This is a genomic window from Streptomyces sp. NPDC003720, assembly GCF_042875075.1.
Taxonomy (GTDB): Bacteria; Actinomycetota; Actinomycetes; order Streptomycetales; family Streptomycetaceae; genus Streptomyces.
Genome location: NZ_JBIANZ010000013.1, coordinates 162,270 through 189,064, shown reverse-complemented (window position 1 = coordinate 189,064; position 26,795 = coordinate 162,270). Strand labels below are relative to the sequence as shown.

Annotated in this window: 29 protein-coding genes; 13 read left to right on the top strand and 16 right to left on the bottom strand. The window is 73.1% G+C overall.

What is annotated here, in order from left to right; all coding sequences use genetic code 11:
• Nucleotides 1-167: 167 nt before the first annotated feature.
• The gene (locus ACFYU0_RS31665; protein ID WP_351672222.1) at nt 168-479 is read left to right on the top strand and encodes a hypothetical protein; all 312 of its coding nucleotides are present in this window, start codon (nt 168-170) and stop codon (nt 477-479) included.
• 198 nt (nt 480-677) lie between these two features.
• Here the strand turns inward: ACFYU0_RS31665 and ACFYU0_RS31660 are convergent, their stop codons facing one another.
• The gene (locus ACFYU0_RS31660) at nt 678-1,163 is read right to left on the bottom strand and encodes a DUF427 domain-containing protein (protein ID WP_389305616.1); all 486 of its coding nucleotides are present in this window, start codon (nt 1,161-1,163) and stop codon (nt 678-680) included.
• A gap of 303 nt (nt 1,164-1,466) precedes the next feature.
• Nucleotides 1,467-3,428, bottom strand: coding sequence for a lamin tail domain-containing protein (locus tag ACFYU0_RS31655; RefSeq protein WP_389305614.1), 1,962 nt, complete (start codon nt 3,426-3,428; stop codon nt 1,467-1,469).
• Between the two features lie 190 nt (nt 3,429-3,618).
• Here ACFYU0_RS31655 and ACFYU0_RS31650 point away from each other — a divergent pair, with 190 nt between their 5' ends.
• The gene (locus tag ACFYU0_RS31650) at nt 3,619-4,218 is read left to right on the top strand and encodes a cation transporter (RefSeq protein ID WP_389305612.1); all 600 of its coding nucleotides are present in this window, start codon (nt 3,619-3,621) and stop codon (nt 4,216-4,218) included.
• Nucleotides 4,219-4,422: 204 nt separating this feature from the next.
• Here the strand turns inward: ACFYU0_RS31650 and ACFYU0_RS31645 are convergent, their stop codons facing one another.
• Nucleotides 4,423-4,920 (bottom strand): GNAT family N-acetyltransferase, encoded by a 498-nt coding sequence (locus tag ACFYU0_RS31645; RefSeq protein WP_351672214.1) that lies wholly within the window; start codon nt 4,918-4,920, stop codon nt 4,423-4,425.
• A gap of 189 nt (nt 4,921-5,109) precedes the next feature.
• On the opposite strand from ACFYU0_RS31645, the gene ACFYU0_RS31640 reads away from it, so the two are divergent.
• Entirely contained in the window at nt 5,110-5,271 is a 162-nt protein-coding gene (locus tag ACFYU0_RS31640; protein WP_351672212.1) for a hypothetical protein, read from the top strand.
• Between the two features lie 107 nt (nt 5,272-5,378).
• Here ACFYU0_RS31640 and ACFYU0_RS31635 read toward each other — a convergent pair whose 3' ends face one another.
• Nucleotides 5,379-5,780 carry a TraR/DksA C4-type zinc finger protein gene (locus tag ACFYU0_RS31635; RefSeq protein WP_351672210.1) on the bottom strand — a complete coding sequence of 134 codons (402 nt, stop codon included), beginning with the start codon at nt 5,778-5,780 and terminating at the stop codon, nt 5,379-5,381.
• Nucleotides 5,781-5,970: 190 nt separating this feature from the next.
• Here ACFYU0_RS31635 and ACFYU0_RS31630 point away from each other — a divergent pair, with 190 nt between their 5' ends.
• Nucleotides 5,971-6,264, top strand: coding sequence for a hypothetical protein (locus ACFYU0_RS31630; RefSeq protein WP_389305609.1), 294 nt, complete (start codon nt 5,971-5,973; stop codon nt 6,262-6,264).
• Nucleotides 6,265-6,586: 322 nt separating this feature from the next.
• Nucleotides 6,587-7,273 carry an alpha/beta fold hydrolase gene (locus tag ACFYU0_RS31625; protein ID WP_389305607.1) on the top strand — a complete coding sequence of 229 codons (687 nt, stop codon included), beginning with the start codon at nt 6,587-6,589 and terminating at the stop codon, nt 7,271-7,273.
• Between the two features lie 300 nt (nt 7,274-7,573).
• Here ACFYU0_RS31625 and ACFYU0_RS31620 read toward each other — a convergent pair whose 3' ends face one another.
• From ACFYU0_RS31620 to ACFYU0_RS31605, 4 genes are all read right to left on the bottom strand, one after another.
• Nucleotides 7,574-8,485, bottom strand: coding sequence for a DJ-1/PfpI family protein (locus ACFYU0_RS31620; protein WP_351672205.1), 912 nt, complete (start codon nt 8,483-8,485; stop codon nt 7,574-7,576).
• Entirely contained in the window at nt 8,482-9,021 is a 540-nt protein-coding gene (locus tag ACFYU0_RS31615) for an isochorismatase family protein (RefSeq protein ID WP_351672203.1), read from the bottom strand. The genes ACFYU0_RS31620 and ACFYU0_RS31615 overlap by 4 nt, the downstream gene beginning before the upstream one ends.
• A 207-nt stretch (nt 9,022-9,228) precedes the next feature.
• On the bottom strand, nt 9,229-10,239 hold the full coding sequence (locus tag ACFYU0_RS31610) for a hypothetical protein (RefSeq protein ID WP_389305604.1): 1,011 nt from the start codon (nt 10,237-10,239) through the stop codon (nt 9,229-9,231).
• Nucleotides 10,240-10,325: 86 nt separating this feature from the next.
• Complete coding sequence (locus ACFYU0_RS31605; RefSeq protein WP_389305602.1) at nt 10,326-10,913, bottom strand: SMI1/KNR4 family protein; 588 nt, start codon at nt 10,911-10,913, stop codon at nt 10,326-10,328.
• A gap of 495 nt (nt 10,914-11,408) precedes the next feature.
• Here ACFYU0_RS31605 and ACFYU0_RS31600 point away from each other — a divergent pair, with 495 nt between their 5' ends.
• Entirely contained in the window at nt 11,409-11,981 is a 573-nt protein-coding gene (locus ACFYU0_RS31600) for a GNAT family N-acetyltransferase (RefSeq protein ID WP_389305600.1), read from the top strand.
• 196 nt (nt 11,982-12,177) lie between these two features.
• Here the strand turns inward: ACFYU0_RS31600 and ACFYU0_RS31595 are convergent, their stop codons facing one another.
• Together ACFYU0_RS31595 and ACFYU0_RS31590 are read right to left on the bottom strand one after the other, a co-directional pair.
• Nucleotides 12,178-12,573 (bottom strand): VOC family protein, encoded by a 396-nt coding sequence (locus ACFYU0_RS31595; protein WP_389305598.1) that lies wholly within the window; start codon nt 12,571-12,573, stop codon nt 12,178-12,180.
• Nucleotides 12,574-12,826: 253 nt separating this feature from the next.
• Nucleotides 12,827-13,159, bottom strand: a complete 333-nt coding sequence (locus ACFYU0_RS31590; protein ID WP_389305596.1) for a hypothetical protein — start codon at nt 13,157-13,159, stop codon at nt 12,827-12,829.
• 1,082 nt (nt 13,160-14,241) lie between these two features.
• Here ACFYU0_RS31590 and ACFYU0_RS31585 point away from each other — a divergent pair.
• The 4 genes from ACFYU0_RS31585 to ACFYU0_RS31570 all read left to right on the top strand — a co-directional run bounded on the left by ACFYU0_RS31585 (nt 14,242) and on the right by ACFYU0_RS31570 (nt 16,132).
• Nucleotides 14,242-14,454, top strand: a complete 213-nt coding sequence (locus ACFYU0_RS31585; protein WP_351672193.1) for a hypothetical protein — start codon at nt 14,242-14,244, stop codon at nt 14,452-14,454.
• 346 nt (nt 14,455-14,800) lie between these two features.
• On the top strand, nt 14,801-15,058 hold the full coding sequence (locus tag ACFYU0_RS31580; RefSeq protein ID WP_351672191.1) for a helix-turn-helix domain-containing protein: 258 nt from the start codon (nt 14,801-14,803) through the stop codon (nt 15,056-15,058).
• Between the two features lie 8 nt (nt 15,059-15,066).
• Complete coding sequence (locus ACFYU0_RS31575; RefSeq protein ID WP_389305593.1) at nt 15,067-15,834, top strand: IS3 family transposase; 768 nt, start codon at nt 15,067-15,069, stop codon at nt 15,832-15,834.
• 10 nt (nt 15,835-15,844) lie between these two features.
• Nucleotides 15,845-16,132 (top strand): hypothetical protein, encoded by a 288-nt coding sequence (locus ACFYU0_RS31570; protein ID WP_389305591.1) that lies wholly within the window; start codon nt 15,845-15,847, stop codon nt 16,130-16,132.
• Between the two features lie 133 nt (nt 16,133-16,265).
• Here the strand turns inward: ACFYU0_RS31570 and ACFYU0_RS31565 are convergent, their stop codons facing one another.
• The 5 genes from ACFYU0_RS31565 to ACFYU0_RS31545 form a co-directional block, all read right to left on the bottom strand.
• Entirely contained in the window at nt 16,266-16,616 is a 351-nt protein-coding gene (locus ACFYU0_RS31565) for a helix-turn-helix transcriptional regulator (protein WP_351672186.1), read from the bottom strand.
• Nucleotides 16,617-17,246: 630 nt separating this feature from the next.
• Nucleotides 17,247-17,819 (bottom strand): dihydrofolate reductase family protein, encoded by a 573-nt coding sequence (locus tag ACFYU0_RS31560; RefSeq protein ID WP_389305588.1) that lies wholly within the window; start codon nt 17,817-17,819, stop codon nt 17,247-17,249.
• A gap of 854 nt (nt 17,820-18,673) precedes the next feature.
• Complete coding sequence (locus ACFYU0_RS31555; RefSeq protein ID WP_389305586.1) at nt 18,674-20,221, bottom strand: BN159_2729 family protein; 1,548 nt, start codon at nt 20,219-20,221, stop codon at nt 18,674-18,676.
• Entirely contained in the window at nt 20,218-20,817 is a 600-nt protein-coding gene (locus tag ACFYU0_RS31550) for a sigma-70 family RNA polymerase sigma factor (protein ID WP_351672178.1), read from the bottom strand. The genes ACFYU0_RS31555 and ACFYU0_RS31550 overlap by 4 nt, the downstream gene beginning before the upstream one ends.
• A 414-nt stretch (nt 20,818-21,231) precedes the next feature.
• The gene (locus ACFYU0_RS31545) at nt 21,232-21,537 is read right to left on the bottom strand and encodes a helix-turn-helix transcriptional regulator (protein WP_351672176.1); all 306 of its coding nucleotides are present in this window, start codon (nt 21,535-21,537) and stop codon (nt 21,232-21,234) included.
• 220 nt (nt 21,538-21,757) lie between these two features.
• Here ACFYU0_RS31545 and ACFYU0_RS31540 point away from each other — a divergent pair, with 220 nt between their 5' ends.
• The 3 genes from ACFYU0_RS31540 (at nt 21,758) to ACFYU0_RS31530 (ending at nt 25,691) form a co-directional block, all read left to right on the top strand.
• Nucleotides 21,758-22,261 carry a transcriptional regulator gene (locus ACFYU0_RS31540; protein ID WP_389305583.1) on the top strand — a complete coding sequence of 168 codons (504 nt, stop codon included), beginning with the start codon at nt 21,758-21,760 and terminating at the stop codon, nt 22,259-22,261.
• A 1,396-nt stretch (nt 22,262-23,657) separates the two neighbouring features.
• Nucleotides 23,658-23,897 carry a hypothetical protein gene (locus ACFYU0_RS31535; protein WP_389305581.1) on the top strand — a complete coding sequence of 80 codons (240 nt, stop codon included), beginning with the start codon at nt 23,658-23,660 and terminating at the stop codon, nt 23,895-23,897.
• Nucleotides 23,898-25,127: 1,230 nt separating this feature from the next.
• Nucleotides 25,128-25,691, top strand: a complete 564-nt coding sequence (locus ACFYU0_RS31530; RefSeq protein WP_389305579.1) for a dihydrofolate reductase family protein — start codon at nt 25,128-25,130, stop codon at nt 25,689-25,691.
• Between the two features lie 650 nt (nt 25,692-26,341).
• Here ACFYU0_RS31530 and ACFYU0_RS31525 read toward each other — a convergent pair.
• The gene (locus ACFYU0_RS31525) at nt 26,342-26,527 is read right to left on the bottom strand and encodes a DUF4839 domain-containing protein (RefSeq protein ID WP_389305655.1); all 186 of its coding nucleotides are present in this window, start codon (nt 26,525-26,527) and stop codon (nt 26,342-26,344) included.
• Nucleotides 26,528-26,795: the final 268 nt, after the last annotated feature.

Genomic DNA, 26,795 nt, shown 5'->3' with positions numbered 1-26,795 from the left:
GCGGGGTGCGGGGCCGGGACGGGTGCTGCGCCTCGGCCGCCGCGGGTGCGCGGTGGCCCTGCCCGGCCCCGCGGCGGCCGGACCGTCCGGGCGGACAGGCGCGCTTTCCGGCCAGTACTCGCAGGTAGGGGTACGGGAGGGTGCTGCGGGGAGGGAGGATCGCGGTCGTGTACCGCGATGAGATGCCCGGCTGCGTGCGGTGGGAGATCCTGATGCACGAGCGGTTCAGCGACGTGTGGATCTGCAAGGACTTCGGCCGTGCCACGATCGGCGCGGACCCCGCCGAGCTGGGCCGGGCCGTTCTCGCCGCGTATCTCGCCGGCCGGGACAGCCGGGGTGAAACGTTCCGCGTCGTCGTCCGCACCGGTGACGGCAGCCCGTGCGTCATCACTCCCGGCCACCTCGCCGACCGCGGGTGGAAGGCGGATCCGGCCGTCCGCCAGGCGCTGCCCGCCTATCTGCGCGACGCCCTCGCCTGACCCCTGGCCGGCACCACCCGGCGGACCCGGCGGGCCCGGCCGGCCGTCCCTCCCGGCGGCCGGCTCCCCTTGCGTGCGCGGCGGGGGCGGGGCGGCGGCCGTGCCTGCTCGCGAAGGCGAAGGGGGTGCGGCGGGTATGAGGTCGCTGTCCGTCTGTGGTCGGTGCGCCGGGGGCTGTGCGGTGGGGGCGAGGGGTGCTCACCACCCGCGGGTCCCGGGGGCGCCCTTGAAGGGCCCCCGGATCTCTTTCGTGATCCAGCCGCCGTAGAAGTCGCCCTCCTGGGCCTGTACCTCTTCGCCTCCGACGAGGCAGCGGTCGACCCGGCTCACGTAGAAGGCGAAGTAGTCCTTCAGGAGCGTGTACGCGGGCTCGGGGCTTGCGTAGCTCCAGGCGGCCCGGCTTCGCACCTGGTCACCGACGACCACGTCCCAGTAGCGAGCGCTGCCTTTCCACTCGCACCAGGTGCGGCCTTCGGTGAGGAACAGCAGATCCGACCGGACGTCCTCCGGCGGAATGTAGAACGTCGGAGGATGGCTGGTCTCCAGTACCCGGACCGCGTGCCGTGTCTCGGCCAGCACCTGGCCACCGCACTCGACACGGACGAGGCGGTCGTCCGGCAGCACAGCGGGCGGCCGCGGGTAGTCCCATACGGACTCGGCTTCGCGATCGGTGGAATCGGCCATACCGTCTCCTCGTGGTGCGTGAAACGCGCTGTCCGGCGTGTTCGTCTCCTCTTCCGCGCAACACGGCTTTCCGGATGAGGCGCACCTGGAATCGGCCGGATCGCTGGGCGGCGCCGCCCGTCCGGTCGGCAGTCGATCGTCCGGCAGGACGGGTACGGCGGGCTCCCGGCAGGCCGGGGGCAGGCCGTGACGCCGGCTGCCGGGAGCTTCGTCGTCGCCTGCCGTCCCTGGGAGCCTTGCCGTCCCTGGCAGCCTTGCCGGTCCAGGCTCCGGCTCGCCAGGGTCAGCAGGGATCAGCAGGGGTCAGCAGGGGAAGGTGCCGCTGTAGAGGGCGTGGCCGTAGGAGGAGCTCGCGGAGCCGAAGCCGTGGATGCCGTCGTCGCTCCAGACCGCTTCGCGGGCTCCGGCGACGCAGGGGGACGGGGGCGCGATCGCGAAGCCCTCCAGGTTGTCGGTCGGCATGACGGCCGGGTTCGTGTAGGTGACGTCCGGGACGATCCTGCCGGCGGCGTCGACCTTCATGAAGGTGTGCGTCTCCCCGCAGGTGTTGTCGCAGGTCGCGACGATGCGCTGGGTTCCGGCGTCGAACGTCACGTCCATCACGGACGCCTTGCCGGTCGTGACGGCGCCGAAGGTGGTGAACGTGCCGTCGGAGTTCAGGCCGTAGACGTGCAGCGTGCCGTCCCACTCCAGGCCGGCGGCGTACAGGCCCGACCCGTGCAGCGGGTAGTCCGCCGGGTTGTAGGGGGCGCCGGTGAGCGGGTCGACCCAGCCGTTCGCGGTCAGCCAGCTGTCGGGCACGTAACCGACGCCCTCGAAGCCGAGGTTGGCGTCGTCCTTGCTGCCGGTGTCGAGCTGGGGGAACTGTGCGGTCATGTCCCACTGGTGGAGGGGGGTGAGCGTCGATCCGGTCGCGGCCGGGTCGAACTCCATGATCGTGTCCTTGGGGACCGTGTTGTCGGCGTTGTCGCGTTCGGACGTCACGTAGATGTGGCCGTTGCCGCCGACCGTCACCCCCTCGGAGTCCGGCTGGCCCGAGCCGCCCGCGAAGCGGATCTGCTTGCCCGTCGCGCTCCACGACGGGTCCGGAACCCATGTGCCGTTGCTCTTGACCAGCCTGTACAGCCAGTTCTTGTTCTTGGCGGCCCACAGCACCGACGGGTTCGCCGGGTCGAACGCCAGCCCGCTCACGTCGCGGCCCTCCGGGCCGGTGGACGTGGTGAACGCGCAGACGTTGTCGGTGATCGTGACGTCCAGGCCGCCCGGCCACGCCGACGTGCCCGCCGGGGCCGGGCCGGTGCCGGAGGGCGCCTCAGGGGTGCAGCCGCTGGTGAGGGCGCCGCCGCCGCCCAGCAGACGGCCGGTCTGACCCCCGCCGCCGGTGCAGGAGTTGGCGCTGCCGGGCGTCGCGGTCGCGGAGGTACGGAACCAGCCGGTGCCGTTCGCGCAGCGTTCGTCGGACGGCTTGGCGCCGCCGGTGGGCCAGGCCACCGAGTCGACGGAGGTGCCGTTTCCGTCGGTGAGGAAGAGCGAGTCGGTGTCGCCCAGACCGAGCGTGGAGTCGAACGTGACGTAGCCGCCGGCCGGGATACTCGTCGCGCTCGGCGCGGAGGACGAGATCGTCACCGGGGAGTGGGCGGTGTCGCTGTCGACGTACTTCCACGATCCGATGCCGACCGCGCTTGTTCCGCCGTTGTACAGCTCCACGGTGTCCGAGCCGTCGGAGGTGACCTCGTTGATCCGGACCTGGCTCGCCGGCGGGACGGACGACGGGCAGCCCGGGGCGTTCGCGGCGCCGAACGTGGTCGCGGTGGCCGTGGTCGTCCACGCGCCGGTGCCGTCGCCGCCGCAGCGCGCCATCGCCGGTTTCGCCTTGCCGGTGGCCCACTCGGCACGGTCGACGACCGCGCCGCCGGCGGTGTAGATCACCAGCTTGTCCGCGTCACCCAGTCCCTTGGGCGAGTTGAAGGTGACGAACCTGCCGGCGGCGAGCGTGGTGGCGGACGGGGTGAACGACTGCGGCGAGAAGCCGTCGTCGGACATCTTCCAGCCGCTGAGGCTCACCGCGGTGGAACCGGCGTTGTACAGCTCCACGGTGTCGTTGCCCAAGGAGGTGACCTCGTTGATGCGGACGTTTTGGTAGCCGGCCGGGTCGGCGGCGGCCGCGGGCTGAGCGGCGAGCAGCCCGGTGGCCGCCAGTCCGGAGAACGCGACGGCCGCGGCGCACACCGAGGCGGCGCCGACGCGTGAGTGTGAAGTAGGCACGAGGCGGAACTGTGGTGAAACGACGTTGAAACAGCGTGTACTCCGGCTGAATGCCGCCTGCTGACCGCCGGAACGCCAGGCGCGCGCACGCCGCCGCGCGGTCGCGGCGGCATCCTGGACGGTCTGGACGGTCTGGACGGTCTGGACGGTCTGGAGGGTCTGGGCGGTGGGGAGTGGGGAGGATCGCGCGGTGATCGGAGCTGATGACGCCGCCCGCCGGAGGCTTCTGCGCCGCGGTTTCGCTCTCGAGTACGCCACCCTGGGCTGGAACGTGATCGGCATCGTGGTGCTCGCCGTCGCGGCGGTCTCGGCGAGATCCGTGGCGCTGGCCGGGTTCGGCCTGGACTCCCTGATCGAGATCGGCGCCTCCACCGTGGTGGTCTGGGAGCTGTCCGGCAGCGGGGAGGAGCGCCGGCGGCGTGCGGTGCGGCTGATCGGCTTCGGCTTCGGGCTGCTGGCGGTGTACCTGCTGGTGCAGTCCACCTGGGTACTGGCCACCGGCTTCCGGGCCCGCCCCTCGGCCCTGGGCATCGGCTGGACGGCGGTGACGGCCGCGGTCATGTTCGCGCTCGCCGCGGGCAAGGCGCGCACCGGTGCCGCGCTGGACAACCCGGTGCTGACGGCGGAGGGCCGGGTCACCCTGGTCGACGGCCTGCTGGCCGCCGCCGTGCTGCTGGGCCTCGTGCTGAACTCGTCGGCGGGCCTGTGGTGGGCCGACCCGGTAGCCGGGTACGCGCTGGTCTGCTACGCGCTGCGCGAGGCCGGGCGCGTCTTCTTCGGTGCGGACTGACGGCCGCCCGGACCGCCCGCTGCCGTCGGACCGCGCAGCCGTCGGGCCGCCCGCGCCGCATGCGGCGGCCTCACCGTCCGGGATCGTGTGGCGGGTGCGGCGGCCGCCCTGCGGGACGGCCGGGGGGACGATGACCGACGGCTCGGGCGGGGAACGATGACCGACGGCTCGGGGGGCCGGTGGCTTGCGGACCGGGAGACCGGGTCATTCCGGGAGGATGCGGAACTCGAATTCGGGGCGGTCCCACGGCACGGCGGGCGGGTTCGCGCGTGCGGTGCCGATGCGTACGGCACCGACGCGGTGGTAGAAGTCCTCGGCGGGACGGTGCGACACGACCCGGACGCGGTCGAGTCCGGCGGCGCGGGCCTGTGCCTGCATGTGTGTGACGAGCATTCGTCCCAGGCCTCGTCCTTGCGCGTCGTCGGCGACGAACAGCAGGTCGAGCTCCGGCGGTGCGAGGACGAGGGAGTAGAAGCCGAGGATCCGGCCCCCCTGGCCCTCGTGCTCGGCGGCGTCGACGGCTACGAAGGCGTGGTGGGCCTCGATGTAGTCGGGGCCGACCCGGTAGCCCGCGACGGCGGATGCGTACTCGCCCTCGTAGGCGCGTGAGCCGCGCACGAGCCGCGTGAGTCGTTTGGCGTCCCGCGCGACGGCCCTGCGTATCGTGATCGGCCGGCGGACCGGGGAAGTGCGTGAACCCATCGGGAGAGTATTCCCCACCGGGAGATGCCTTCGTGCGGCGGGCCGGGCCGGCTGCTCGGGCAGACGTTCCCGCACGGGCCCGAACAGCGGCGGCGGTGCGGCCTCGTCGCTGCGGACGCGCTCGCAGCTCCTCGGGCCCGCCGCCCGGGATAGCCTTCCCGTCCGTTCACACGTCCTGGGAGGCTCTCTGTGCACACCGCCGTTTTCCTGCTGAGGAGCGGGCTGGGCCTGGGGGGCGCCCTGGTGTTCGTGTGGGAGCTGAGCCGGCAGGCTTCGGGACCGGGGTGGAGGAAGATGCGGGTGTTCTGCGCGGTGGGGGCCGCGGTGCTCGCCGGGCTGCTCGCCGTTTAGAGGGCGCGGATCGACGCCCCCTCTCTCTGCCGTGCGGGGCCCGCCGTTCGAAGAGCCGGTGCCGCACTGGCTCGCCGTTCGAAGGGCCGGTGCCGCACTGGCCGGCGTCACGCGCGGCGTGGGCGGGGCCGGGCGCAGCGGACGCAGGTGGTCGCCGCCGGGCGGATCTCCAGGCGTTCGGGGGGAATCGTCCCGCCGCAGCCTTCGCACTGCCCGTACCGTCCCTGTTCGAGTCGTTCCAGTGCCCGGTCCAGTTCTTCGAGGTGCTCGCGCGTCTGTGCCATGAGGGCGGCGACGTGGGCCCGCTCGAAGGCGGTGGTGCCCCCTTCGGGGTCGTGTTCGTCGTCGACCGCGACCAGGGCGTTCGCCGCGACGATGCCGTCGAAGTCGCGGCTCAGCGCGGCCGCCCGGGTCAGGGTGTCGGCGCGGTCGGCCGCGAGGCGGGCGCGGGCCGTGGGGAAGGCCGACGGACCGGGCCCGTCATGACCGTATCGGGATATATCGCCCATGCTGCGGCAACGCCGCACGCACGGTCCCCTATTCCCGTTCCCCCTTTCCAGCGCCTTGGCGTGTCCAGGGGCTTCGGGGCGGTGGTGTGCGCGGCTTGGATCGCTCTGGGGGTGGGGGCCCGCCGGCGCGGGCCCGTCGGGCGGCGGGGCCGGCGGGGCCGCTCCGGGCACGGCGTGCGCGTTGCCGGGCGTGGACGTACTGGACGCCCGCCGGCGCGGGGCGGGCCGTACCGCACCGCGGTGGTGGCGCGGGCGCCGGCCGGCAGGCTGTCAGAAGTCGGACGGCCGGTCGTCGCGGCCGGCCTGGCAGGGCGGCACGTTCGTCGCCGATCTCTACGTCGTCACCACCCCGCACCGCGTCCGTCTGGTCGTCGACGCCGAGGCGGGGACCGCGCGGGCGACATGGAGCACCGTGCCCCTGACCGGGCCCAGCCTGGAGGTGCACGTGCGGTCGCCGCTGATGACCCGGCCCGACGTCGCGTAGGTGAGGAGTCGTTCGGAATCGTCCTCCGCGGCGACCGGCTGCACGGTGGGGGGTGGCTGTCGCGTACCGGGCGTCGAGGCGCGGCCCGGGGGGGGTGGTTCTTCGGCTGGGCGAGGGTCATGCGCGACGGCAGCTCGCCCGGGAGGCGATCAACTCGTTGCTTGCGTGTTCGCCCGGTGGTGCCGGGGCGGCCGACTGCGCCTTCGTCGGGTGCACCGCGCCGGTCTCCCCCAAGGCCTGCTCGGGCCGGCCCGCAGCGTCATCTGCCGCCACCGCCAAGGAAGTTGCTTCTGAAGCGGTCTGCCCGCCCTACGATGGCGCGGTGAGGTTCGTGATGGTGCCAGGTGGCTGGCAGGGCGGGTGGGTGTTCGACCCGGTGGCTGCCGAGCTGCGCCGGGACGGTCACCACGTCGAGGCGGTGACCCTGTCGGGGCTGGAGGCGGACGGCCCGGTCGACGTGGACCGCCCGCCGAACCTCGACGCCCATATCGCCCAGGTCGCCGAGATCATCGACCGTGGTGACCGTAGCGGCCGAGAGCCCGTCGCGCTGTGCGGGCACAGCTACGGCGGGATGGTGATCGCCGGTGTCGCGGATCGGCTCGGCGACCGCCTCGACCAGCTCGTCTTCATCGACGCCTACGTCCCGGACGACGGGGACTCGTGCTGGTCCCTGACCAGCGACCGCTTCCGGGAGCTGTTCCTGGCCGGCGCCCGCGCCGACGGCCGATGGGTGGCGGTCCCCGAGGGCCTCGATCCGCGCGCGCGGCCGCACCCCCTGGCGAGCTTCGTGCAGTCGATCAGGCTGGGCGGCGACCCCGGCCGCGCGCCCGGCAAGACGTTCATCAGCGGTGGGGCGTGGCCGGGCAGCCCGTTCGTGGCCCTGAGGGAACGGTTGCGCAGCGACTCGGGCTGGCGGGTTCACGAGATCCCCGTCGGGCACAACATCGCCCGCCGCGACCCGCATCGCCTCGCTGCCGTTCTGGGCGCCTTGCCGCCCGGCTCCGCCTGACGCGCAGCCGCTCACTCCCCCTGGGCGTGTGGTCGTCTCCGTGGAGGTGGACGGTCGCCGGGTCGCGCAAGGGACCGCGGGTCCTCGCGCGGCGGGCGGGCACGGGCGGTCAAGCACCGTGGCGGGTGGGGCGGTTGAGGCCGGCGTGCTCGTTGAGCGAGGGGGCGCGGGCGACGGGTGGTGTCCTCGTCGTGCGGTGTCCTCGTCGTGCCGTGTCCTCGTCGTGCGGTGTCCTCGTCCGGGACGTCGTGTTCGTGCTCCTGTTCCCGTGCCGTCGGCCGTTTGCGTCGGGTGTGGGGGTCAGGAGGGCCGGGAGCGCAGGCGGCGCAGCATGCGGGCGTCCTCGAAGCCCACCTGCCGGGCCGCGGATTCGGTGGTGGCGCCTTGGCCGATCAGGTGTTCGGCGCGTTCCAGGCGCAGTGTCTGCTGGTAGCGCAGCGGGGTGAGGCCGCCGGTGGCGCGGGAGAACTGGCGGGTGAGGGTGCGGGCGCTGACACCGGCGTGGGCGGCCAGGCGGGTCAGGGGCAGCGGCTCGGCGTAGTGGGTGTCGATCAGGTCCTGGGTGCGGTGCACGGTGTCGTCGACGTGGCCGCGGTGCCGGAGCATGGCGCTGGCCTGGGGTTCGTTGCCGTTGCGGCGTGCGTAGATCACCATTTCGCGTGCCACCCGGGCGGCCAGGGCGGGGCCGTGGCGTGCGGCCAGCAGGTGCAGGGCGAGGTCGATGCCGCTGGCGATGCCGGCGGAGGTGACGATCCGGTCGTCGGCGGAGAACAGGACGTCGCGGACCACCGTCGCCCGGGGGTGGCGGGCGGCGAGTTCGTCCTGGAGCTGGTGGTGTGTGGTGCAGCGGCGGCCGTCGAGGAGGCCGGCCTGTCCCAGGGCGTCGGCTCCGGCGCAGACGCTGGCGACGGTGCCGCCGGCGGTATGGTGCGCGCGCAGCCGTCCGGCGGTCTCGGGGCCGATGCGGGGGCCGCCCCTGAGGGTGGGCGCGCTCCATCCGGGGACCACGACGAGGTCGCCCGGGTCGAGGTCGGGCCAGGTGGTGCGGGCGGTCAGCGGCAGGCCCTGGGCGCTGCGGATCTGGGGTTCTTCGGCGACGTAGTCGAGGACGTACGGCTGCCCGAAGCCCGCTGCCGTGGAGAAGGCCTGGGCCGGGCCGGCCAGGTCGAGCAGGTGGACGCCGGGCAGCAGGACGAAGACGACACGGGTCATACCGGTGATGCTGCCAGCTCGTCCACCGTGGCGATCCGTGCGAAGCGGTCCCGCAGGACGGCCAGGGTGCGTTCGGTGATCGCCTCGGCGCTGAGGTCGCCGATCGGGTTGGTGGTGGTCGCGTCCGCCACGAACACGACCTCGTACCCCAGGTCGCTGCCGATCCGGGCGGTGGTCTCGACGCACTGCTCGGTGCGGATCCCGCAGACCCACAGCTCGCCGACCCCGGCCTCGGTGAGCCGCTGCTGCAGGTTGGTGGTGGTGAACGCGTTGTGCGAGGTCTTGTACAGCACCGGCTCCCCCGGCAGCGGCTGCTCCAGTTCCTTCAGCAGCCGGACGTGCCCGGTCTGCGGGTCGAACACGTCGCCGCTGCCGGGCTCGGTGTGCAGCACCCAGACCAGCAGGTCGCCGTTGTCCCGCGCGAGGCGCACCAGCCGGTTCACCGGCTCGGCGATGTCGGGGTTGGCGATCTGCTCCCACAGGGGGCGGGCGCGGAAGGATTCCTGGACATCGATCACGATCAGGGCTCGTCTCATGTCCACCAGTGTGACCTGCGCGTACTCGGGTTTGACAGGCATGATCGGGGCTGGGGCCGGAACGATCCGGTCGCCCGGCGGGGAGCACCCCCGGGGGGCCGGTACCCCGGGGGGCCGGTACCCCGGGGGGCCGGTGGGGGCTCGGGCCGGTCTCCGGGGGTTCCAGGGACCGGAGGTGGTGGGGCCTCAGGCCGAGGTGGTGGGGCCTCAGGCCGACGGTGGGCTCGCGGGCGTGTGGGGGCGCAGGCCGACGGTGGGCTCACGGGGTGGGTCCGTCATCGTCCGGTGCTGCCAGGTGGAGCGTCGGGCGCCGTAGTAGCCGTGGCGCATCCGGAATCTCATGGGGTCGGTGCCGTCCGCTTGGATGTGCTCGATCAGCGTCGTTCTCAGTGGCTCGGGCACGTCCTTGCCGTGCGCGGTGGTCCACTCCAGGGAGCCGAAGAGCTGGGCGGCGCCGTCGAGTCGGGCGGGGCCGGGTGCGCCGGTGGTGAGTGCGGTGAGGACGGATTCGGGGGGTTCGGCGAGCAGCTGCCGGTGCACGGCCAGGTCGTGCCACTTCAGGCCGCCGGTGGGCTCCCTGGCGGATGTCCCGGCCCAGGCCAGCAGGACGCGCGCCCGTTCGATCCCGTCGGGGTAGCGGCGCCGGGTGAGGGCGGTGAGCCGGGCTTCGGCGTCCCGCACGTGCCGTGACCAGGCTCCGTGGTCGCGGCCCGGCGGCCGGGCGAGGGCTGCGGCCGCGTCGGACAGCCCCGCCGGCGCGGCATGGATCCAGCGCATCCGGCGCCGCTCGTCCTCGGCCCGCCGGGCGGCCAGTTCCGCTTGGACCTCCCGTGACCGGGTCAGGCCTCGCTCGGCCAGCCATGCGGTGAGCGCCGGCCCGTCGCGCAGGTCGGCGTCGCAACACCCCAGCCCCCGGAGACCGGACTGGTGGTGCAGCGTCCAGCAGGCGATCGCGTCGCCGGCGCGGTCGTACACCGTGATCGTCGGCCAGCCCCGGCAGCGGCACCGGTCGCCGGTGCCGCCGTCCACGAGGGACAGCACCCGGGCCAGGCCGGCGATGTCGGCACCGGTCACCACGGTCCGCGCCAGGTCGGCGGAGCCGGTCTCCTCCGGTGGTCCCTCGACGATCACGACGTGCCCGGCGCGGTCCAGGACGTCCCGTAGCCGGGCTGTCGTCGGCGCGTCCTCAGCCGTATGCGCGTGCCCCTCGTCGACCACGCCGGTGAGGATATCGGGCAGCTCGGCCCCTCGGCCGATCTGCCCTCACGGCCCTGGGGTCACGATCTTCCCTCATGGCCCTGGGGTCATGGCTCGGCCCGGCTCCCCTCCCCCGCCGGGCCGGGCCGTGCCTCGTCCTGCAACCGGCGGGCCGGGCGGAACTCGTGACGCGGCAGCGGGAACCCGTCCCCGAGGATCTCCGAGCGGATCTCCCCGGCGAGAACGGCTGCCAGGAAGCGGGTCACGGTCATGTCGTGGCGCTCCCAGTCCTCCCCCGACTCGCTGTTGATCATGATGGTGCGGGTGTCGGGGTCGTCGTCCGGCCGCACGAGCCAGTACAGGTACTCACCGTTGTCCGTGGTGGCCCAGCAGACCAGGCGGCTGCCCGGGGTCCGCATCTCGTCGGGCTTGTCCTCGAACCGCCACAACGAGTCGTGGGCTTCCTCGCGCTCCGCGGAGGTCTTCAGGAGGTCGTAGACGCCGTTGGGGCAGTTCGGCTCGAGCAGCAGGAGGTAGCCGTCGACGAGGCCGCCTCCGTACGTCTCGACGAACTCCTTGTGGTCCGCGGGCAGGTCGGTGCGAAGAGCGGTCCGCGCGGCGGCCCAGTCCGGAGCAGGGGCGGTGCCCTCGGAGCGGGCGAGCAGTCCTGTGAGCCGGGTCAGGCCGGAAGTCACGTGAGGGGGCCTTTCGGGGGCGCTCGGTACGCCAGGACCGCGATACGCGTGGAGGCGGGTCCCCGTGTCGTGCACGGGGACCCGCCTCCACTTCCCGAGCGCTGGGCAGGCCTTGCACCTGCATCTCCCCGCAGGAAGCGGGGCGTCTTTCCTTGGACCACCAACGCAACACCAGTCGGCCGGAGTTCCGGCGACCAGCTCAAGATCCATTGTAGTGCATGCCGCCGCAGCTGTGCGGCGGCCGGCCGGCCGAGGCCGGCTGCCGGGGCGGCCTCGGGCGAGAGGGCCGCCGGTCACCGGGAGTCCCGGTGCCTGCAGCTGCCTGCCGGCACATCGGCGCGATCGGCGTCGAAGCGCGGCGGCCGGCCGTGACAACCGGGCACGAAGCTCCTGCCGTGTCGGGCGGGGGCTCCTGCCGTGCCCGTGCCGTGTGCGTGACCGCCGTGCGGGGCGGGGGCTGACGCGTGGGCCGCAGTACCCGGCAGGATCGGTGCCATGGACTATCGACATGCCGTTGCGGCCGATGCCCCGGCCGCGGCCGAACTCTTCGCGGCCCATCACCATGACGCGCTCACCGAGCAGGAGCGTGCGCGGCAGGGCTTCGTGCAGGGCAGCTTCGATGCCGGCACACTGCGCGCGATGGCCGAGGACGGGAGCCTGCTCGTCGCGGACGACGACGGCCGCCTGGCCGGGCTGCTCGGTCTGACCTCGCCGCAGCACACACACGGTGCGCCCCCGCCGGTCCAGGCACTGCTGGACCGGCAGGACTCGCTGAAGTGGCAGGGGCGCCCGCTGCGTTCGACGCCCTTCCTGCTCTACGGGCCTGTCGTGGTCGCCGCCGCCTACCGCGGGAAGGGAGTGGCGAGGGGACTGTTCACGGCGGCCCTCCGGGCGGCCTCACCACGAGCCGAGGTGATGGTCGCCTTCATCGAACGGGCCAACCAGGCGTCGTGGCGCGTCCACGTGGACGGCTTCGGCATGGTCCCGCTGGGAGAGTTCACCCTGGGCGACCGGGTCTACGGCGTCGTCGGCGTCTCCACCCGGCCCGCGGCCGCGCCCGGCGCCTGAGCAACCCGGCGGCTGCTCCCGCCGCGACCCGCCACGGCGGTGTGTCCGCGGCCTGGAGCTGCCGGACGATGCGAGGTGGACGGGCGGTCGACGCGGCAGGGGCCCCCTGCCGATACCCACCCGGGGGCTGGTCTGCTCGCCGGGCGGCGGGAGGGACTTCCACCGCTGGTGCCGGGTGGACGATGTCAGTGGCCGCTCAGGCTCGGCTGCGTTCCTGCACCAGCTTCACGCGGTGCCCTTCAGGATCGCGCAGCCAGGCGTATCGAAGGCGGCCGTCCGGCGAGTCGGTGGGAGTCGTCAGGGGCTCGCCTCCCGCGTCGAGTGCCGCCCGGTGCAGGCTGTCGACGTCGTCGCACCACAGCACGACCTCGGTGTTCTCGCCGGGTGTCGTGGCGATGCCGAACAGTTCGTCGCCCACGCGGGCCGAGGTCAACCCGATCCGCACCCCGGCGGCCTCGACTTCGACCTGGTGCGGCTCCCCGTCCGGCGGGAACCGGAAACGCTCGGGCATCCCCAGGCGGCGGAAGAACGCCGCGCAGCGTTCGACGTCGGCGCACCACAGGTTCACCTGGACAGCGTCGAACTTCGCCATGCCCACACGCTACTGCAGCGCCCGCCCGCCTCCCCCTGACTCCACTTCCTCCCCTCCTCTCCCCCGCCGCCGCTCCCCAGCGGCCGCTGCTCTCCGGTGCGCGGGCCGGCCGCACACCGCGGGGCGGGGCGTGCGAGCACGCCGCTTCGTGCACGACCCCGCACAGTCGGGGGCGACGCCGACCGACGGGCCGCCGCCCGCGGTCAGGGGCGCTGACCGCGGGCGGCTCGGATGTGGTGTGGACTAGAGGACGTCAGTCGCAGTCCCAGTAGGAGCCGCGGTAGTGGTTGCCCCACCGGTACTGGCCCCAGTTGTCCCAGCGGTCGTAGCGGCAGTGGTTGCGGTGACGCCAGCGGTCGGAGCGGTCGAAGCGGCCGTAGCGGTCGTAGCGGTCGTCGTCGCAGCCCCGCCGCCACTCGTCGAAGTGGCGGGAGCCGTAGCCGTGGTGGTTGCCCGGGTGGAACGAGGGCGCCACTGCCGTCGCGTGGACCGCCGCCGGAGCCGCGGATGCCTCCATCGAGAGAGGCGCCATGACAGCGCCGGCCGCAAGAAGCGTGCCCGCTACTGCCTTAGCAATGGTCTTCACCTGATCTCCTTTCAAACACCAGGGCTGGTTTAGCCCTGCCGCTGATCTAGACGCTACACAAACACCCCTCGATTTGTTGCGGACTGAGTTCCCATCACTTTTGTGGAGCATGCGGGCCTGATTTCGAAAATGGCAGCTCAGCGGCGCCTTCGTGCTCCTTTCCGGGAATCCGCGCCCTGCCCGGAGAAGGCGTCCGACCAGGTGAACTCCCGCGTATCGCAGGGTGGTTCGGGAGGGTGCGAAACTGTGCGCCTGATGGCGTTAATGCGGTGCCGGAAATGCTCCGGGTTTTTCGGAGTCGCGTGATGAGAAATGGTGTGGCGGCCTGCGGTGGAGGCGACGGAGGCGGGTTTGTGTGCTGCCCCGCTTTTCGTGGAGCGCGTTTCTCGCCGCAGGTGCCTGCCGGCTGCCCCCGGGGGGTGAAGGACACGCGGGGCTTGGCGTGTCGCCGTCCGCGCACCGCACGGCGGTCACGCAGGAGCGCGGGCAGCCCCGGGGGGCTCCCGGGCGGTGCGGCGCGCGGCCGGCGCCGGGGGGATGACGGTCCGGGCCCGTCCGGTCGGCCGGGGTCCCGGGGGAGGCGGTTTCGGCGGTGATGGGCCTCGGTGCGCTTCCGAGTGGAGAGGGCTCGGGGGGGGCGCCGCCTCCCGGCGCCGTCCTCGTGCCCGTGCGCGCTGTCGGCCTGCTGGGGAGCGGTGGCCGCAACGCGCCTGAGGGGGTGCGGGGTTGGGCCCCAGAGGCATGGAATGGAACAGGTACACGCTTTTGAACGGATGTCGGATATAGGCGGTTTGCGCTGCCCCTTCGTCTTCCGCTACCGTCCACGCTCTCCGGACGAATCGTCCAGAGACTCCGGACGGCGGGGTTGCGCATGGTCCCGCCGCCCGGAGTGACCGTTCCCGTACGGGATCCGTGCGACGCCGTCGCGCCCGGTCCGAGGCTCCTGCAGTGGCCGGCGGATCTGGTGGTCGGTGGCGTCGCACGGGGGTGGAGCGCGGCCGGCGGCGGCAGTTGGTCTGTTCGCCGCCGGCCGCGGGCTCCTGATTTCGCGTACATCCTTCCTTCCTTGAAAGGCTGTTCCCATGAACAACGACCTGCTTGAGGCCGAGACCGCCGAGCTGCTTCCCGGCCGCGAGGCGCTGGGCAAGTTCTCGTTCAGCTTCACGAAGATGACGACCGTCTCGAAGAAGATCGCGCACGTGGACGCGCACAACGAGTCGATGGCGCTGAACCAGAACTCGCCGTTCGCGGTCGCCCAGTCCCAGGCCTCCCAGGCCATCAGCGTCCACCAGTAGTACGGCCGCTGACGCAGGGGCAGGCCCTTCGGGGCGTGCCCCTGCGGTGCCGCGAGGGCCCCGGGGCTTTTTCGCCCGGCCTGCCGGGCGGTGGACACGGGCCGGCAACTCGTGCCCGTGTCCGCGTCCCCGCCGGTGCCGGACGCGCACTGCCAGCCGCCGGCGCCAGGGCCCTTGCGGCGCCCCCGGTTCAGAAAAGGCACCGGCGCGGGGGCGGAGCCGGCCCCTCGAACTCCCGCGGGCAGCGGACCCGGTGGCATCCGCCGGCGGACGCGAGGCGGTGAACCGGCCCTCGCGCAGGCTCTGTTGTCCGTCCTTCGGCGCCGGCATCGACGAGTGGGATCCAGTGAGCGCTTCTCACCCCGCGGCGCTGCGCGCCCGCGCGGAGCAACTGGCCCTGGAAGGCCACCCGGTGAAAGACGTGGCACGGCAACTGGGCGTCTCCCCGGCAACCGTCTACCGCTGGCGGCGCTCGGGGATGTCCGGGCCGGACCTGGCACAGGCGCGCGCCCGCATCGGCGAGTTGGAGAGGGAAGTCCTCCTGTGCCGCGAAGTCATCGCCACCCTGCGGCAGATGATGCCCCCAAAAGACGGTACGAGGTGATGCACCGCATGGCGTCGCACGGTTTCCCGGCCCGCCGGACGGCCGCGCTCCTCGATGTCTCGGAGTCCGGCTACTACGCCTGGCGCACCCGCACGCCCTCCCCGCGCGCCCTGCGCCGGGCCTGGCTGACCCGTCTGGTGCGCGGCATCCACCAGGAGTCCGGCGCCGCCTACGGATACCGCAGGGTCGGACGGGAACTCCGCGACCGCTACGGCATCCACCTCAGCGACACCACCGTGGAAGCCCTGATGAGAGCGGCCCGGCTCCGCGGGCGGGCGGGGCGGCTGCCCGCAACCGCCCCGGCGGGAGGCGCCCGCACGCCCCGCCGGCGCTGGATCGTCGACGTCCGTGCCTTCACCACACCTCCAGGCCCCCTGTATGCGGCCGTGGTCCTCGACGCCGCGTCGCGCCGCCTGATCGGCTGGAGCACCGCCGCGACCCCGGACCGCGCCCTTGTCCACCGCGCCGTCATGGCCGCCGTCACCCGCGCCGCCCGTCACGGCGAACCGGGCGCCGCGGCCGCCCGCGAGCCCTTGCCGGCCTGCTCCTTCACGGCGCGGGCCGGCTCCCTCGGCTGCGCGCCCGTCCGCGCGGGCGTCGGCGACCGCGAGGACCACGCGGTCGCCGACGCCTTCTGGGACACCGTCCACCGCACCCTGCCCGCCCCGCCCTCCTGGCCGGACACGCACGTCGCCGAGAGCCGACTCAGCACCACCTTCGACCGCTTCGCCCGGCAGGCCTTCGCCGCCGGGCCAGTGAGCCCACCCGCACCGTAAGGCGGATCCCTTGGACACGACCCCCGCTGCGCCCGCCACCAGCCCCCGGCCCGACCGGTCCGGCATCCACTCCGGTCAGGACACCTCCACCGCCCACGCCCACCGGCTGCGCCTGTACGGCGCCCTGGACCGGGTGTGCGTCCCCCTCGCCGCCGCCGACGTCCAGGCCGTGTTCAAACTGGCCGAACTCGACTGCGTCACCGTGCACGCCGTCATCGACTGGATCACCACGGCCCGCACACTCGAACCCTCCCCGCACCCGCACCCATATCCGCAGACGCATCCGCTCCCGGGGTGAGGGGCCCCGGCGCGCCGGCGGGCCGGAACGCATCCCCCTTCTCCACGGGCCCCTTCTCCACGGGCCCCTTCTGCACGAGGGCTCCGCGGGACAGCTGCTGGGCCCTGCTCCGGCTCTGGGGGGTTCTGGGGGGCTACGGGGTGCCGTTGGCGTGCAGCAGCGACTCGACGAGGACGGCCACGTGCCGGCGGTCCGCCGGGCTCAGCTTGTGCACGCTCGCGATGAGGATCGCCACCTCCGGATCGGCGGCCTCGGGTGCGTCCTCGAGGTACAGGTGGACGCCCGCGGCCTCGGCGGCGGCCCGCTGCACCGGCGCCACCGGGATGCCCAGTCCCTTGGCCAAGCCCTCCAGAGTGGTCTGCTGCGGCATCTGCGCCAGCCGCTCCGACGTCGCCAGATGGTGGACCGTCGAACGGGAGATGCCACCGCGGCGCGCTACATCGCTGTAGGACCAGCCGTACTGGTCCAACTTGTGCTTGATCATTTCCTGCAGTGTGTTGGGCACGCCGGTTCTTCCTGTGGAGAGGGAGTGACCGCCTGTCGATGAGTCTAACGGCCCTACCGCCGGGGCGTTCCGCACCTTCTTCTCCCCCGGCGCCCTGCGCTACCCTGCCCGCCGACTTCACGTCATGATCGACCACCCCGGAAGGCGGCCCGTCCGGCGCCGCGCCGGGACCGGGGTGCACCACTGTTACGGCGAGCAGCGGCCCCCGGCCCTCCCCCGGCCCTTGCCACGGCGGGACCCCAGGGGCCGTACCGTGCGCTGCGGATCCGCGAGATCACCCCGGTGACCGACGGCGTGGGACGATGGGAGGCCTGCCGGACGGCGAGAGCGTGCGGGACTACCTGGAGGACAACCGGCTCGCGTTCCTGGACGCAGCCCGCACCGTCATGGGATAGCGCACCGCCCCACCCGGTAGACCCCTTTTCACGGGCCAGCCCGGCTTTCGGCCGGGCCCCGCGGGCGGGCCCCGGCCCCGTGATGGCGTCGGCGCCCTGGACGAGGACGCCGGACGGGATCGGCTCGGTGGCCCGGCCGCGCGGGGGGGGCGGGCGAGGATGCGCCGGTGGAGCGGCGGCCCGGAGGGGGCTTGGGGGCTTGGAGGGGGCTTGGTCAGCGGACGACGTCGAAGACGTTCTTCTGCAGCCCGTTGGCGTAGACGTCGTGCTCGACCAGCTTCAGCTTCTGGGTGTCCTTGTCCGTGGTGCTGAAGAGCCGCTTGCCCGCTCCGAGCAGGAGCGGGAAGACGAGCAGGTGGTAGCGGTCGATGAGGCCGGCGTCCGCGAGGGCCTGGTTCAGGCGGGCGCTGCCGTGGACGATGATCGGGCCGCCGTCGGTCTCCTTCAGCGCGGCGACCTCCTCCAGTGAACGCAGGATCGTCGTCTCCCCCCAGTTCGTCACGAGATCGGCCTCGGTCAGGGTGGTCGACACGACGTACTTCGGCATCAGTTTGTAGTCGGCGAATTCCTCCATGGCGGGCCACACCGGGCTGAACGACTGATAGCTGGTCCGGCCCAGCAGCATCGCGGTGGCTTCCTTCTGCTCACGGCCCTTGATGTCGAACGCCTCGGGGAGGAACTCGATGTCCTTGAACGTCCAGCCGGAGTTCCGGTAGCCGGGTTCACCGCCCGGGGCCTCCACTACACCGTCGAGCGAGATGAAAGCGGTACTGATCAGGGTGCGCATCGTGGTTCCTCGGTATCTCGTGATCTCGTGGGTTTGCAAGCCGACTCGGCCGGCGCCCGCGGCGACCGCCCTCGCCGCCGCCGCGCACCAACCATGGACTCTGACTGCCGATCATGAAGGAACTCATCGGCCGGCGCCGCCCCCCTTTTTTTTCGGGGCCGACCCGGCGCACCGGACACCTCGAGGAGCCGGCCGCCCACCCCTCGACCGCGGCGCCGTGCCGGCGTGGCAGCGGCGAGCGGCGCCCGGCCTGCCGCGGACAGCGGCGCCGGGTGTCCGCTGCGGTCGCGCCCCGCCGTCCCGGACGAAGCGGCCCGTCCCGACCCGGCCCGGCATGGGGGCGGGTTGGCCGGTGTCCTCTTCGCGATGCTCCGCGACCGATGCCTGCCCCACGCCCCGACCGGCGCAACCGGGTGTGGGTGCGGGCCATCGCGGGGTTTCGGTCCGCCGGCCGAAGCCGACCGCGGGCGGCCGGAAGCCGCCGGCCGGAGTCGGGCGCGAACCGCCCGGGAAGCGTCTCGTCCGGCGTCGCGGCGTTCCGGTGGATCGGTGCCCGGAGCGCCGGGTCTGCGGCACGACCCGGCCGGGGTCCGTCGTCCGCGGCTTCTTCAGCCGGTGCGACAGCACCAGCGCCACGGTCACGCGTGAGCGTGAGCTTGATCGTGCCCTGACCGTCGTCCACGCACGCGCACCCCTACAGCCCACCCCGCTCTTCCTCGACCACACGCACCTGCCTCGGCCTCGGCGCCCACCGTGCAGGGCAACCCCCTCCCCCCGGCAGCCGGGCTGCGGCATGGGCGGACGGCCGCTCCTGCCGTGCGGTGGGGCGATGTTGAGGGCCCGGGACCGCACGGTCAGCCTGTTTCGTGGTGGTCGGAGGGCGCGGCGACGGGAGTGAGGGGCCCGTTGGCCACCGCGATGGAGGTGAGCGGGTAGGACGGGTCGTCGGCGCCGCCCAGGGTGACAAGAGGGATGTCGTCCTCCTGGCGCCGGCCGTGGTGGTGCCAGGTCTGGCCGTGGCGGTCGGTGTGGGCGCGGGCGAGGTCGTAGACGCGGCCCCCCAGAAGGAAGGGGTCGGTGGCCTGCTGCGCCGCCTCCTGCAGGAGACGGGGCACGGCCTCCGCGGTGAGACGGACCTCCACACCGTCGAGGCGCCCGGTGGCGGTCTGCACCCATCCGCTGCGGCGGGTCGGCGCGTCCAGCGGCGCCCCGATCGCGGTCAGCCAGTACTCCCAGTCGCCCAGCGACACAGCGTGGATGTGGACGTCGACGCGTTCATCGTCCGAGGCGATCTGCGTGACCTCGAGCCGGGCCGCGTTCTCCGCCCGCAGCCTGGCCGCCGTGACCGCGGCCGAGGACGGCGCCTGACCCCCGCCGTCGGCCGTGCGCGGCCCCTGGACGCCGGCGCTCCGGGCGGGGGCCGGTTCGAGTGCGTCCGACTGCCGGGCGGGAGCCGGGGCCGGTACGGCGGCCTGCTGAGCCGCGGCCGGTACGGCGGCCTGCTGAGCCGGGGCCGGGGGCTGGGCGTGGCCGCCGTCGGCAGTGCGCGGCTCCCGGGCGCCGGCGCTCGGGGCGGGGGCCGGGACGCGGGCGGCGGCCTGCTGGGCGGGGACCGGTTCGAGCGCGGCCGGCTGACGGGCGGCGGCCAGGGCGGGCGCGGCTGCCGGCTCGGCCACGGCCAACTCCCGGACCACGGCGGACTCCTGGGCCACGACGGACTCCTGGGCCACGGCGGACTGCCGGGCGGTGGTGAGTTGCTGGGCCGGAGCTGACTGCTGGGCGGTGGTGAGTTGCCGGTCCGGAGCTGACTGCTGGGCAGTGGTGGGTTGCTGGGTCGGGGGCTGCCCCTGGCCGCTGGCGGCGAGGCGCGGCTCCCGGGCGTCGTCGGCGGCGTGCGGCTCCCGGGCACCGGCGCTCGGGGCGGGGGCCGGGACGCGCGTGGCGGCCTGCTGGGCGGGGACCGGTTCGAGCGCGGCCGGCTGCGGGCCGGGAGCCGGGGCGGCGGTGCGGGGCGGGGCGTCGCCGGACTCGAGTGGGTCCGCGCCCGCGGGGTGAGGCTCGCACGCGCCGAGGATGCGCAGCGGGCGGGGTGTTGCGGGCGGGTTGGGGGTGGCGTCCTCGCCGGCGGGGGGTGCGGTGACGGCCTCCCAGCGGGCCGCTGCGCCCGGTACGGGATGCGGCTCGGTGCCGGTGGCCTCGTATCCGGTGTCGCCGGGTTCCGTCCCGCCCGCGGGGGGCGGGGTCCGGTGCTGTTGTCTGAGGCGTCTGAGGGTGTTGGCGCCGCCGGTTTCCACCAGGCGGCCGCGAGCGTTGAGATCGGCGATGAAGGCGTGGGCGAGTTCACTGAGCCGCGCGGTGAGTTCCCGCTCCAGGTCCGTGTCCTTGCCGTAGTCGATGGTCATGCCACAGCTCCCGGGTAGGCCTTGCGGAGGGAGTCCAGCGCGCGCCACTGCAGTGTTTTCACGGCGCCGTCGGTGGTGCCCATGGTGCGGGCGGTCTCGCGGACGGACATCTCGCCCAGGAACCGCAGCCGGATCACGACCTGCTGACGGGGCGTGATCTCCGACAGGGCGTGATGCAGGTCGTCGAGCGCGAGCGAGGACAGAACGGTTTCTTCAGGATCGCTCACCACCGGCGCCCAGGCGTCTCCCACCTGGGTGATGTGGTCGACGAAGGTGAGGTTGCGGGTCGTCGCGGTCTTGAAGTGGTCGGCGACCGCATGGCGTGCGATGGTGCACAGCCAGGCACGGATCGACGTACCCGTCCACGTGAACGTGTTGATCTTGATCCAGGCCTTCATGAAGACGTCCGCGGTGAGGTCCTCGGCCAGCGCCGTGTTCGATCTGACGCGCCGTCCGATGAGGGTGGCGATGACACCGTGGTGCATCCGGTACAGCTCGGCGAAAGCCTCGCGATCGCCTTGCTGGGCGCGGACGACGAGGGCCGATTCCCCCGGGGCGCCGCCGTCGGGGGCGGCGTCGTGAGCTGGAGTGGTCAAAGCAGTGCTCCCGGTCGTAGGGAAAGAAGTGAGGTGAGGTGAGGGCTGCCGGCACGACGTGCGGCGGACGAAGCGGGGACACCGCCCGCGCGCCGCGAGCCCCTTGGGGGGACGGAACCGGGCCGGCTCCCGGCGGGCCGTGCGCCGGCCGAGACCCCCGCAGCACCGGGTGAAAGGGGCCGGGCGGGGTGAGGACCGGCCGGGTGAGGACCGGGCCGGACGACGGGCCGGGCCCGCTCCCGGTCCGCCGGCCTGCCGGCCGAGGCCCCCAACGCCGGGTGAGGGCCGGGCCGTTCCTCGGAGCACCGCCTGCCGGCCGGGCCCCCGGGTGCCGGATGAGAAGCGGGGTGGTTCCCCGGACGGCCGCATACCGGCCGGGGTCCCTGGGCCCGGTGCGGGCCTGGGGGTCGGTGCTCAGTCGGCCGCGTGCCCGCCGAGGTCCCCCGGCCGCAGCCGGTGCCGCTCCCGGGCAGGCACACGCCGGCGCTGCGGAAGGCTGCGCTGCAGCGTCCGCGGGTCGTCGTAGACGAGCGCGTCGAGCCGGACGCTGTAGGCGTCGCGCAGCGTCCACAACGTGGCCAGGCTCGGCTGTTTCGTACCGCTCGCGAGCCGGTGGAGCGTCGACCTGCTGATACCGGTGCGCTGCGCCATGTCGGCGACGCTTTCGTCACCCAGCTCCCTGGCCTTGAGCAGGAGCGTGGCCATATGGAGGCGAAGCATGGTCAAAAGACCCCCTCAGCAACGTGCAGCCGTGCGGCTGACCCACACGCGCGCAACATATGCAAGTTGCCGGAAATGAGTGACGCAAGGGTATTTTGATTCGCACACGAATACGAGATTCGGGATGTGGCCTGCACAAATGCCGATCTAGGTTGTGACCTGCAAAGGTGCACGCGTGCAACCAGCATGTGACAACATGCCCGCGCGCTACCCTCCGACCATGCGGAGTGCGAAGGATTCCCCCCACGAGAGCCGGACCAGACGACAGGCCCAGGCCCAGCGGATCGGCGCCTATCTCACCCAGGCCGCGACAGCAGCCGGATACGACGTCCGCCGGCGCCACGGCGGCCGGGCACAACTGGCAGCCGCGACCGGTCTGAGCCTGACCACCATCAGCCGGACCCTGGACGGCAAAACATTGCCGCTGTCCTCGCAATTGACCACGTGGGCCACCGTCCTCAACCTCGATCACCGCAAAGTCCTGGTCGAGAGCGGGCTCATTCCCGAGCAGCGGGGACCCGAATCACCACGCCGCGGACCGGCCCCGACGGCACTCTCACCCGACGAAGCCATGACCGCATGGAAAATCACCGACCCCATCATCCGCAGGACACTGAACGGAAGCATCGTCCACGCGATCGAACTCCAGGCGGAAATCGACGCCGCCACCCGATACGAAGCCCCGCACGACAATCCCCACAGCACATGGCGCACCCGCAGATGACACCCCTCCCGCCCAGCCCCAGCTCCCGCCCCCGCTCCCGCTCCCGCTCCCGGGGAGCGCCGCCCACCGGCCGCCGCCGCACGCACCGGCCACCCTGGCCGGCGGGGTGTGCGAGGGCAGGACAGGACATCACCGGCCCGGCCCGGCACCACGAGACACGCACCGGCCGGTAACACCAAGCCGACGGGCGGGCAGCAGCGTGCGAACCGGCCGGGCTGCATCAGGCGAGCCGACCAAGAGAACACCAGACGCGCGGGCCGGGGTGCGCCGACTGCCGCCACGCCGGTCCCGCCACCACCCAGCCAGCAGGCACGCGGACCGGGCTGCGTCAACGACGACGTTCTCGTCGTGCTTGTCGAAGGGTCGCCCGTCGAGCCGCTCGGAGAGGTACAGGTCGCCGTAGATCTCGCCGCGGGGCGAGCCGACCACAGAGCACCAGATGAGCGGGCTGGTAGCGGCAGGCGAGCCGGCCAGTCTGCGCCGAGCGAGCGGGCCGGGGTGCGGGTGCGCCGACTTCCGCCGCACCGGACACGGCGCTCCGACACTGCGCCCAGCTGGTCCCGCCACCACCCAGCCAGCAGGCGCGGAGGCCGGGCTGCGTCAGGCGAGCCGACCAGGTAGCACCAGGCCAGCAGGCCGGTACCGGCAGGCGAGCCGACCGGGCTGCACCGGGCCAGCGGGCCGGGGTGCGCCGACTTCCGCCACGCCGGACACGGCGATCCGACGCCGCGCCCGGCCGGTCCCGCCACCGCCCCACCCAGCCAGCAGGCACGCGGGCCGGGCTGTGAAGCGTGCGTATGGCGTCCGGAAAGCGTACGGAACCCTGCGCGGGCCCGTATGACCCCGGCGCTGCTGTCTGTGCTGGCGAGTCAGTTCCACGTAGTCCCCGCATCAGGCGAGCCGGCCGGGTAGCGCCAGGTGAGCCGGCCGGGCTGCGCCGACGTCCGCCGCGCGGTCCGACGCCGCGCCCGGCGCCACCGCCCAGCCCCGGCGGGCCGGTGACAGCAGGCGAGCCGGGCCGGGGGTGCGTCGGGCGAGCGGGCCGGGGTCGTCAACTGCCGCAGCCTGGGGCCGGTGGCCCGGCGCCCCGTCTCGGGCCGGCAGCCCGGCGTGACCCGGGCGGGGTCGGCCCGGGGCCCCGGGCCGCAGTGGCACCGCGATCGTCACCGTCGTGTCCGCGGCCGCGCCGAAATCGAGCACATGCGCGCCCGCCGGGTCCGCCCCCCTCGGCAATGCCTCTCCCGCTAAGCTCGGCGGAATCTTCCCGGAATCCCGTGCCACCACGGCTCACGGACACCGGAAGAACGGGGAATATCCTCCTGCCGCGCCACATCCAGCGGGCCGAAAACGGCCACGCCGAGAGGGGTATCAGGTGCTTGTCGTACACGGAGCCCCCGTGACCGCTGTCGTGCGCAGCCACACCGGCGAGGCGGTGGTACTGCTTTCCGGCGACACGCTGCGGCAGGAACCGGAGAAAACGTTCATCGACATGATCGAAGCCGCTACCGCCGTACTCAACGCCGCAGAACTCAAGACCGTCCGCACCACCGTCCCCACACTCGGCACAGGCCCCCCGGATTACCATGTCCACGTCCACGGAAACGAACTGACGGTCTACCGGCTGACCGACAACTGAACTCCTCACCCGGCGAAGAACACGATTCGCCTCCCCCCTTTCCGTGGCCGCGCCGTGGGTCGTGCGGCAGCCTGCCCTTCCCGGCGAAACACCGCACCGGGCGGCCGGGTTTCCGATCTCGGCAGTCCTTTTCCCACCGGGGCTTCGCGCCACAGGGCAGGGCGGACGGCGGGCCGTCCCGCGGGCGCACGGTGGACGGACGGCGTCAGACCGCCCCGCATGCTGCACCCGGTGAGACCGCGGAAAGGGCCCGGGACAGCGCAGGCGGCGAGGACCCGGCGCAACCACCTCTGCCGTGACATGCGTCAGCGGCGGAACGAGCAACCTCGTGATCCCGGCCTCCACGGCCGCACCGTCATGGCCGGAACGAGCACCGACCATCAGCGCCTCACCGGACCACGCGCCGGGCCGCCCCAGGGCCACACGGCAGATCACCGGGCCCGGACTGCGCGCACCGCACTCGAAGGACAGAACACAGTCGTCGACGTACGCGTCGCGTCCAGGCCCGCCCTCGCGAAGCCGGGACGGAAGTCGACGTGGATGTCACCGACGATCCCCCCCCCCCGGCCGCCCCGGAGCCCCCAGGAGACCGGGTTCGACGTCGACGGCGAACAGGCTGTCAGCGGCCCTCGCGCACAACCCTGTCCATCGCCCTCGGCCACCCTGCAGTCCGCTCCCGCGGCACCGCTCCAGCGGTCACAGCCGCCCCGATGGGCTACAGCGGACAAGCCAGCCCCGCCCAGCCCTGCGCGGCCCCGCCCAGCCCTGCGCGGCCCCGCCCAGCCCTGCGCGGCCCGGGGACGCTCCCCCCGCCACGCTCGAGACCGTACTGATCCGCTCCGCCCCACACCGCGAACGCCTCCCGCCCCACCCCGTGTGCCAGCGAACGCTCCATCCGCCACACACCGGTCGCCGCCCGCCCGCGCACCGGACCCCGCATCGGGGCGACGAGCGCTTCGACCCGGTCGAGGAAAACGGAGCCTCGCACAAAGGCACGGATTTCCCGGGTCCCGCAGGCGGGTGAGCAGAGCACACACCGGGTGCCATCCGCCCACCAGCACGTCCCCTCTCCGCCAAGCCACCAGCCCGCCACCCCATACCCCCCGACGGGGCCGCCCCGCACCGAACAGCCCCACCCCGCACGCCGCCCACGGGAGTGTCGCGAGCCGTGATGAGTTCCGCGACGCGCGGCAGTCCTACTGTCGAACCCCGCACCCAGGAGGACACCCGATGCGCAGCGTGACCTACTCGATGAGCGTCTCCCTCGACGGCTACATCGTCGGACCGGACGGCAACTTCGCCTGGACCGCACCCGACAAGGACGTCTTCCGCTTCTGGATCGACGAGATCCGCCAGGTCGACGTCCACCTGCTCGGACGCCGGCTCTACGAGACGATGCTGTACTGGGAGACCGCCGACGAGGACCCCACCCTCGACGCCCCCGAACGCGAGTGGACCGCCCTGTGGAAACCACTGCCCAAAGTGGTCTTCACCACCACCCTGCACACCCTGCAGGGCCACGCTCGCCTCGCCACCGGCACCCTCACCGAAGAGATCGAACGCCTACGAGCCGAACCCGGCGACGGCGACATCGCCATCGGCGGCGCCACCCTCGCCGCCCACGCCGCCGCATCCGACCTCATCGACGAATACCGCACCGTCATCTACCCCGTCCTCGTCGGCGGCGGCACCCCCTACTTCCCCCACCACGAACGCCGAGTCAACCTCCAACTCACCGAAACCCGCACCTTCAACTCCAACATCGTCTACCTCCGCCACCGCGTCATCCGATAAAACCCACCCGCCCCGACCCCCCGCCCCACCCAGCCGCTGACCCCCGCAACACCCCTCCACGACAACAACCCCCACACCCCAGCCCGACCAGCCCCGCACCACCCGCGAACGAACCGCACCCCATTTCCCCGTAAGGCCGCAACACCACACCCAGAAGCGGCGCACACCCCGTAAGGCCGCACCACCACACCCAGGAACGGCGCACACCCCGTAAGGCCGCACCACCACACCCAGGAGCAGCGCACACCCCGGCCAGGCGGGCGCGCCCGAAGCCGGGCGGGCGCGCCCGACGGCGGCGCATCATCATCGCGGCCCGGCGTCCCGCGGCGCCCGCCTCGCCAGGGCCAGGGACACTCCGAGGAAAGCGGCATACCGCCCCGCCTGGTGAAACGGCGCCCGAAAGCCAGAGCGGGTCTTACGCGGGGACGCGAACAACAAACGCCCTGACCGGAAGCGTCCGTGCGCTCGGTGAACGAGCCGCCGTCCGAGACTATGGCAACGCCGGCACCCCCCCGGCAGGCCGCCCTCAGCCCCAACCGGATCCGCTCAACCGCCGGTGCCGCCCTCGCCCACGCGCAATCCGGGAGGCGATCACCGCAGAGTGAACGGCGAAGCGTGCCGGCCCGTGCCGACGCAGCTGCCCATGCTCACTACCGGACGTGCGTCGATACCGGGGCGAGGAAGAAAACGCACCGGACCGCGTCGAACTCGCCCACCTCGACGATGAAGCGGAACGTGCCGCCCGCACCGACGGCGGCGGGGATCTTCTCGCCGGTCAGTTCCAACTCACCGATGCTGACGTCCTCGTAAGAACAGCCATGCGACTTTGAACGAATGTCGCAATTGGATCGTTTGCGCTTTTCCTTCGGCTTCGGCTACTGTCCAGGCCCTCCGGACGAACTGTCCGGAGACACCGGACGGTTGGGCGGCACTCCCCCGGACCCGCCACGCCCCCACCCCCGCAGCCGGGTATCCGCATGACCCGACCGCGACCAAGGGCAAACGGGCACCCCACCGTCCACCCCACCTGCCGGCGCGCACCGCGCGGACAACCCGCTGCTCGCTCACCGCCCGCCGGCACCCGCCGGCAGGTCCCCACCCGGG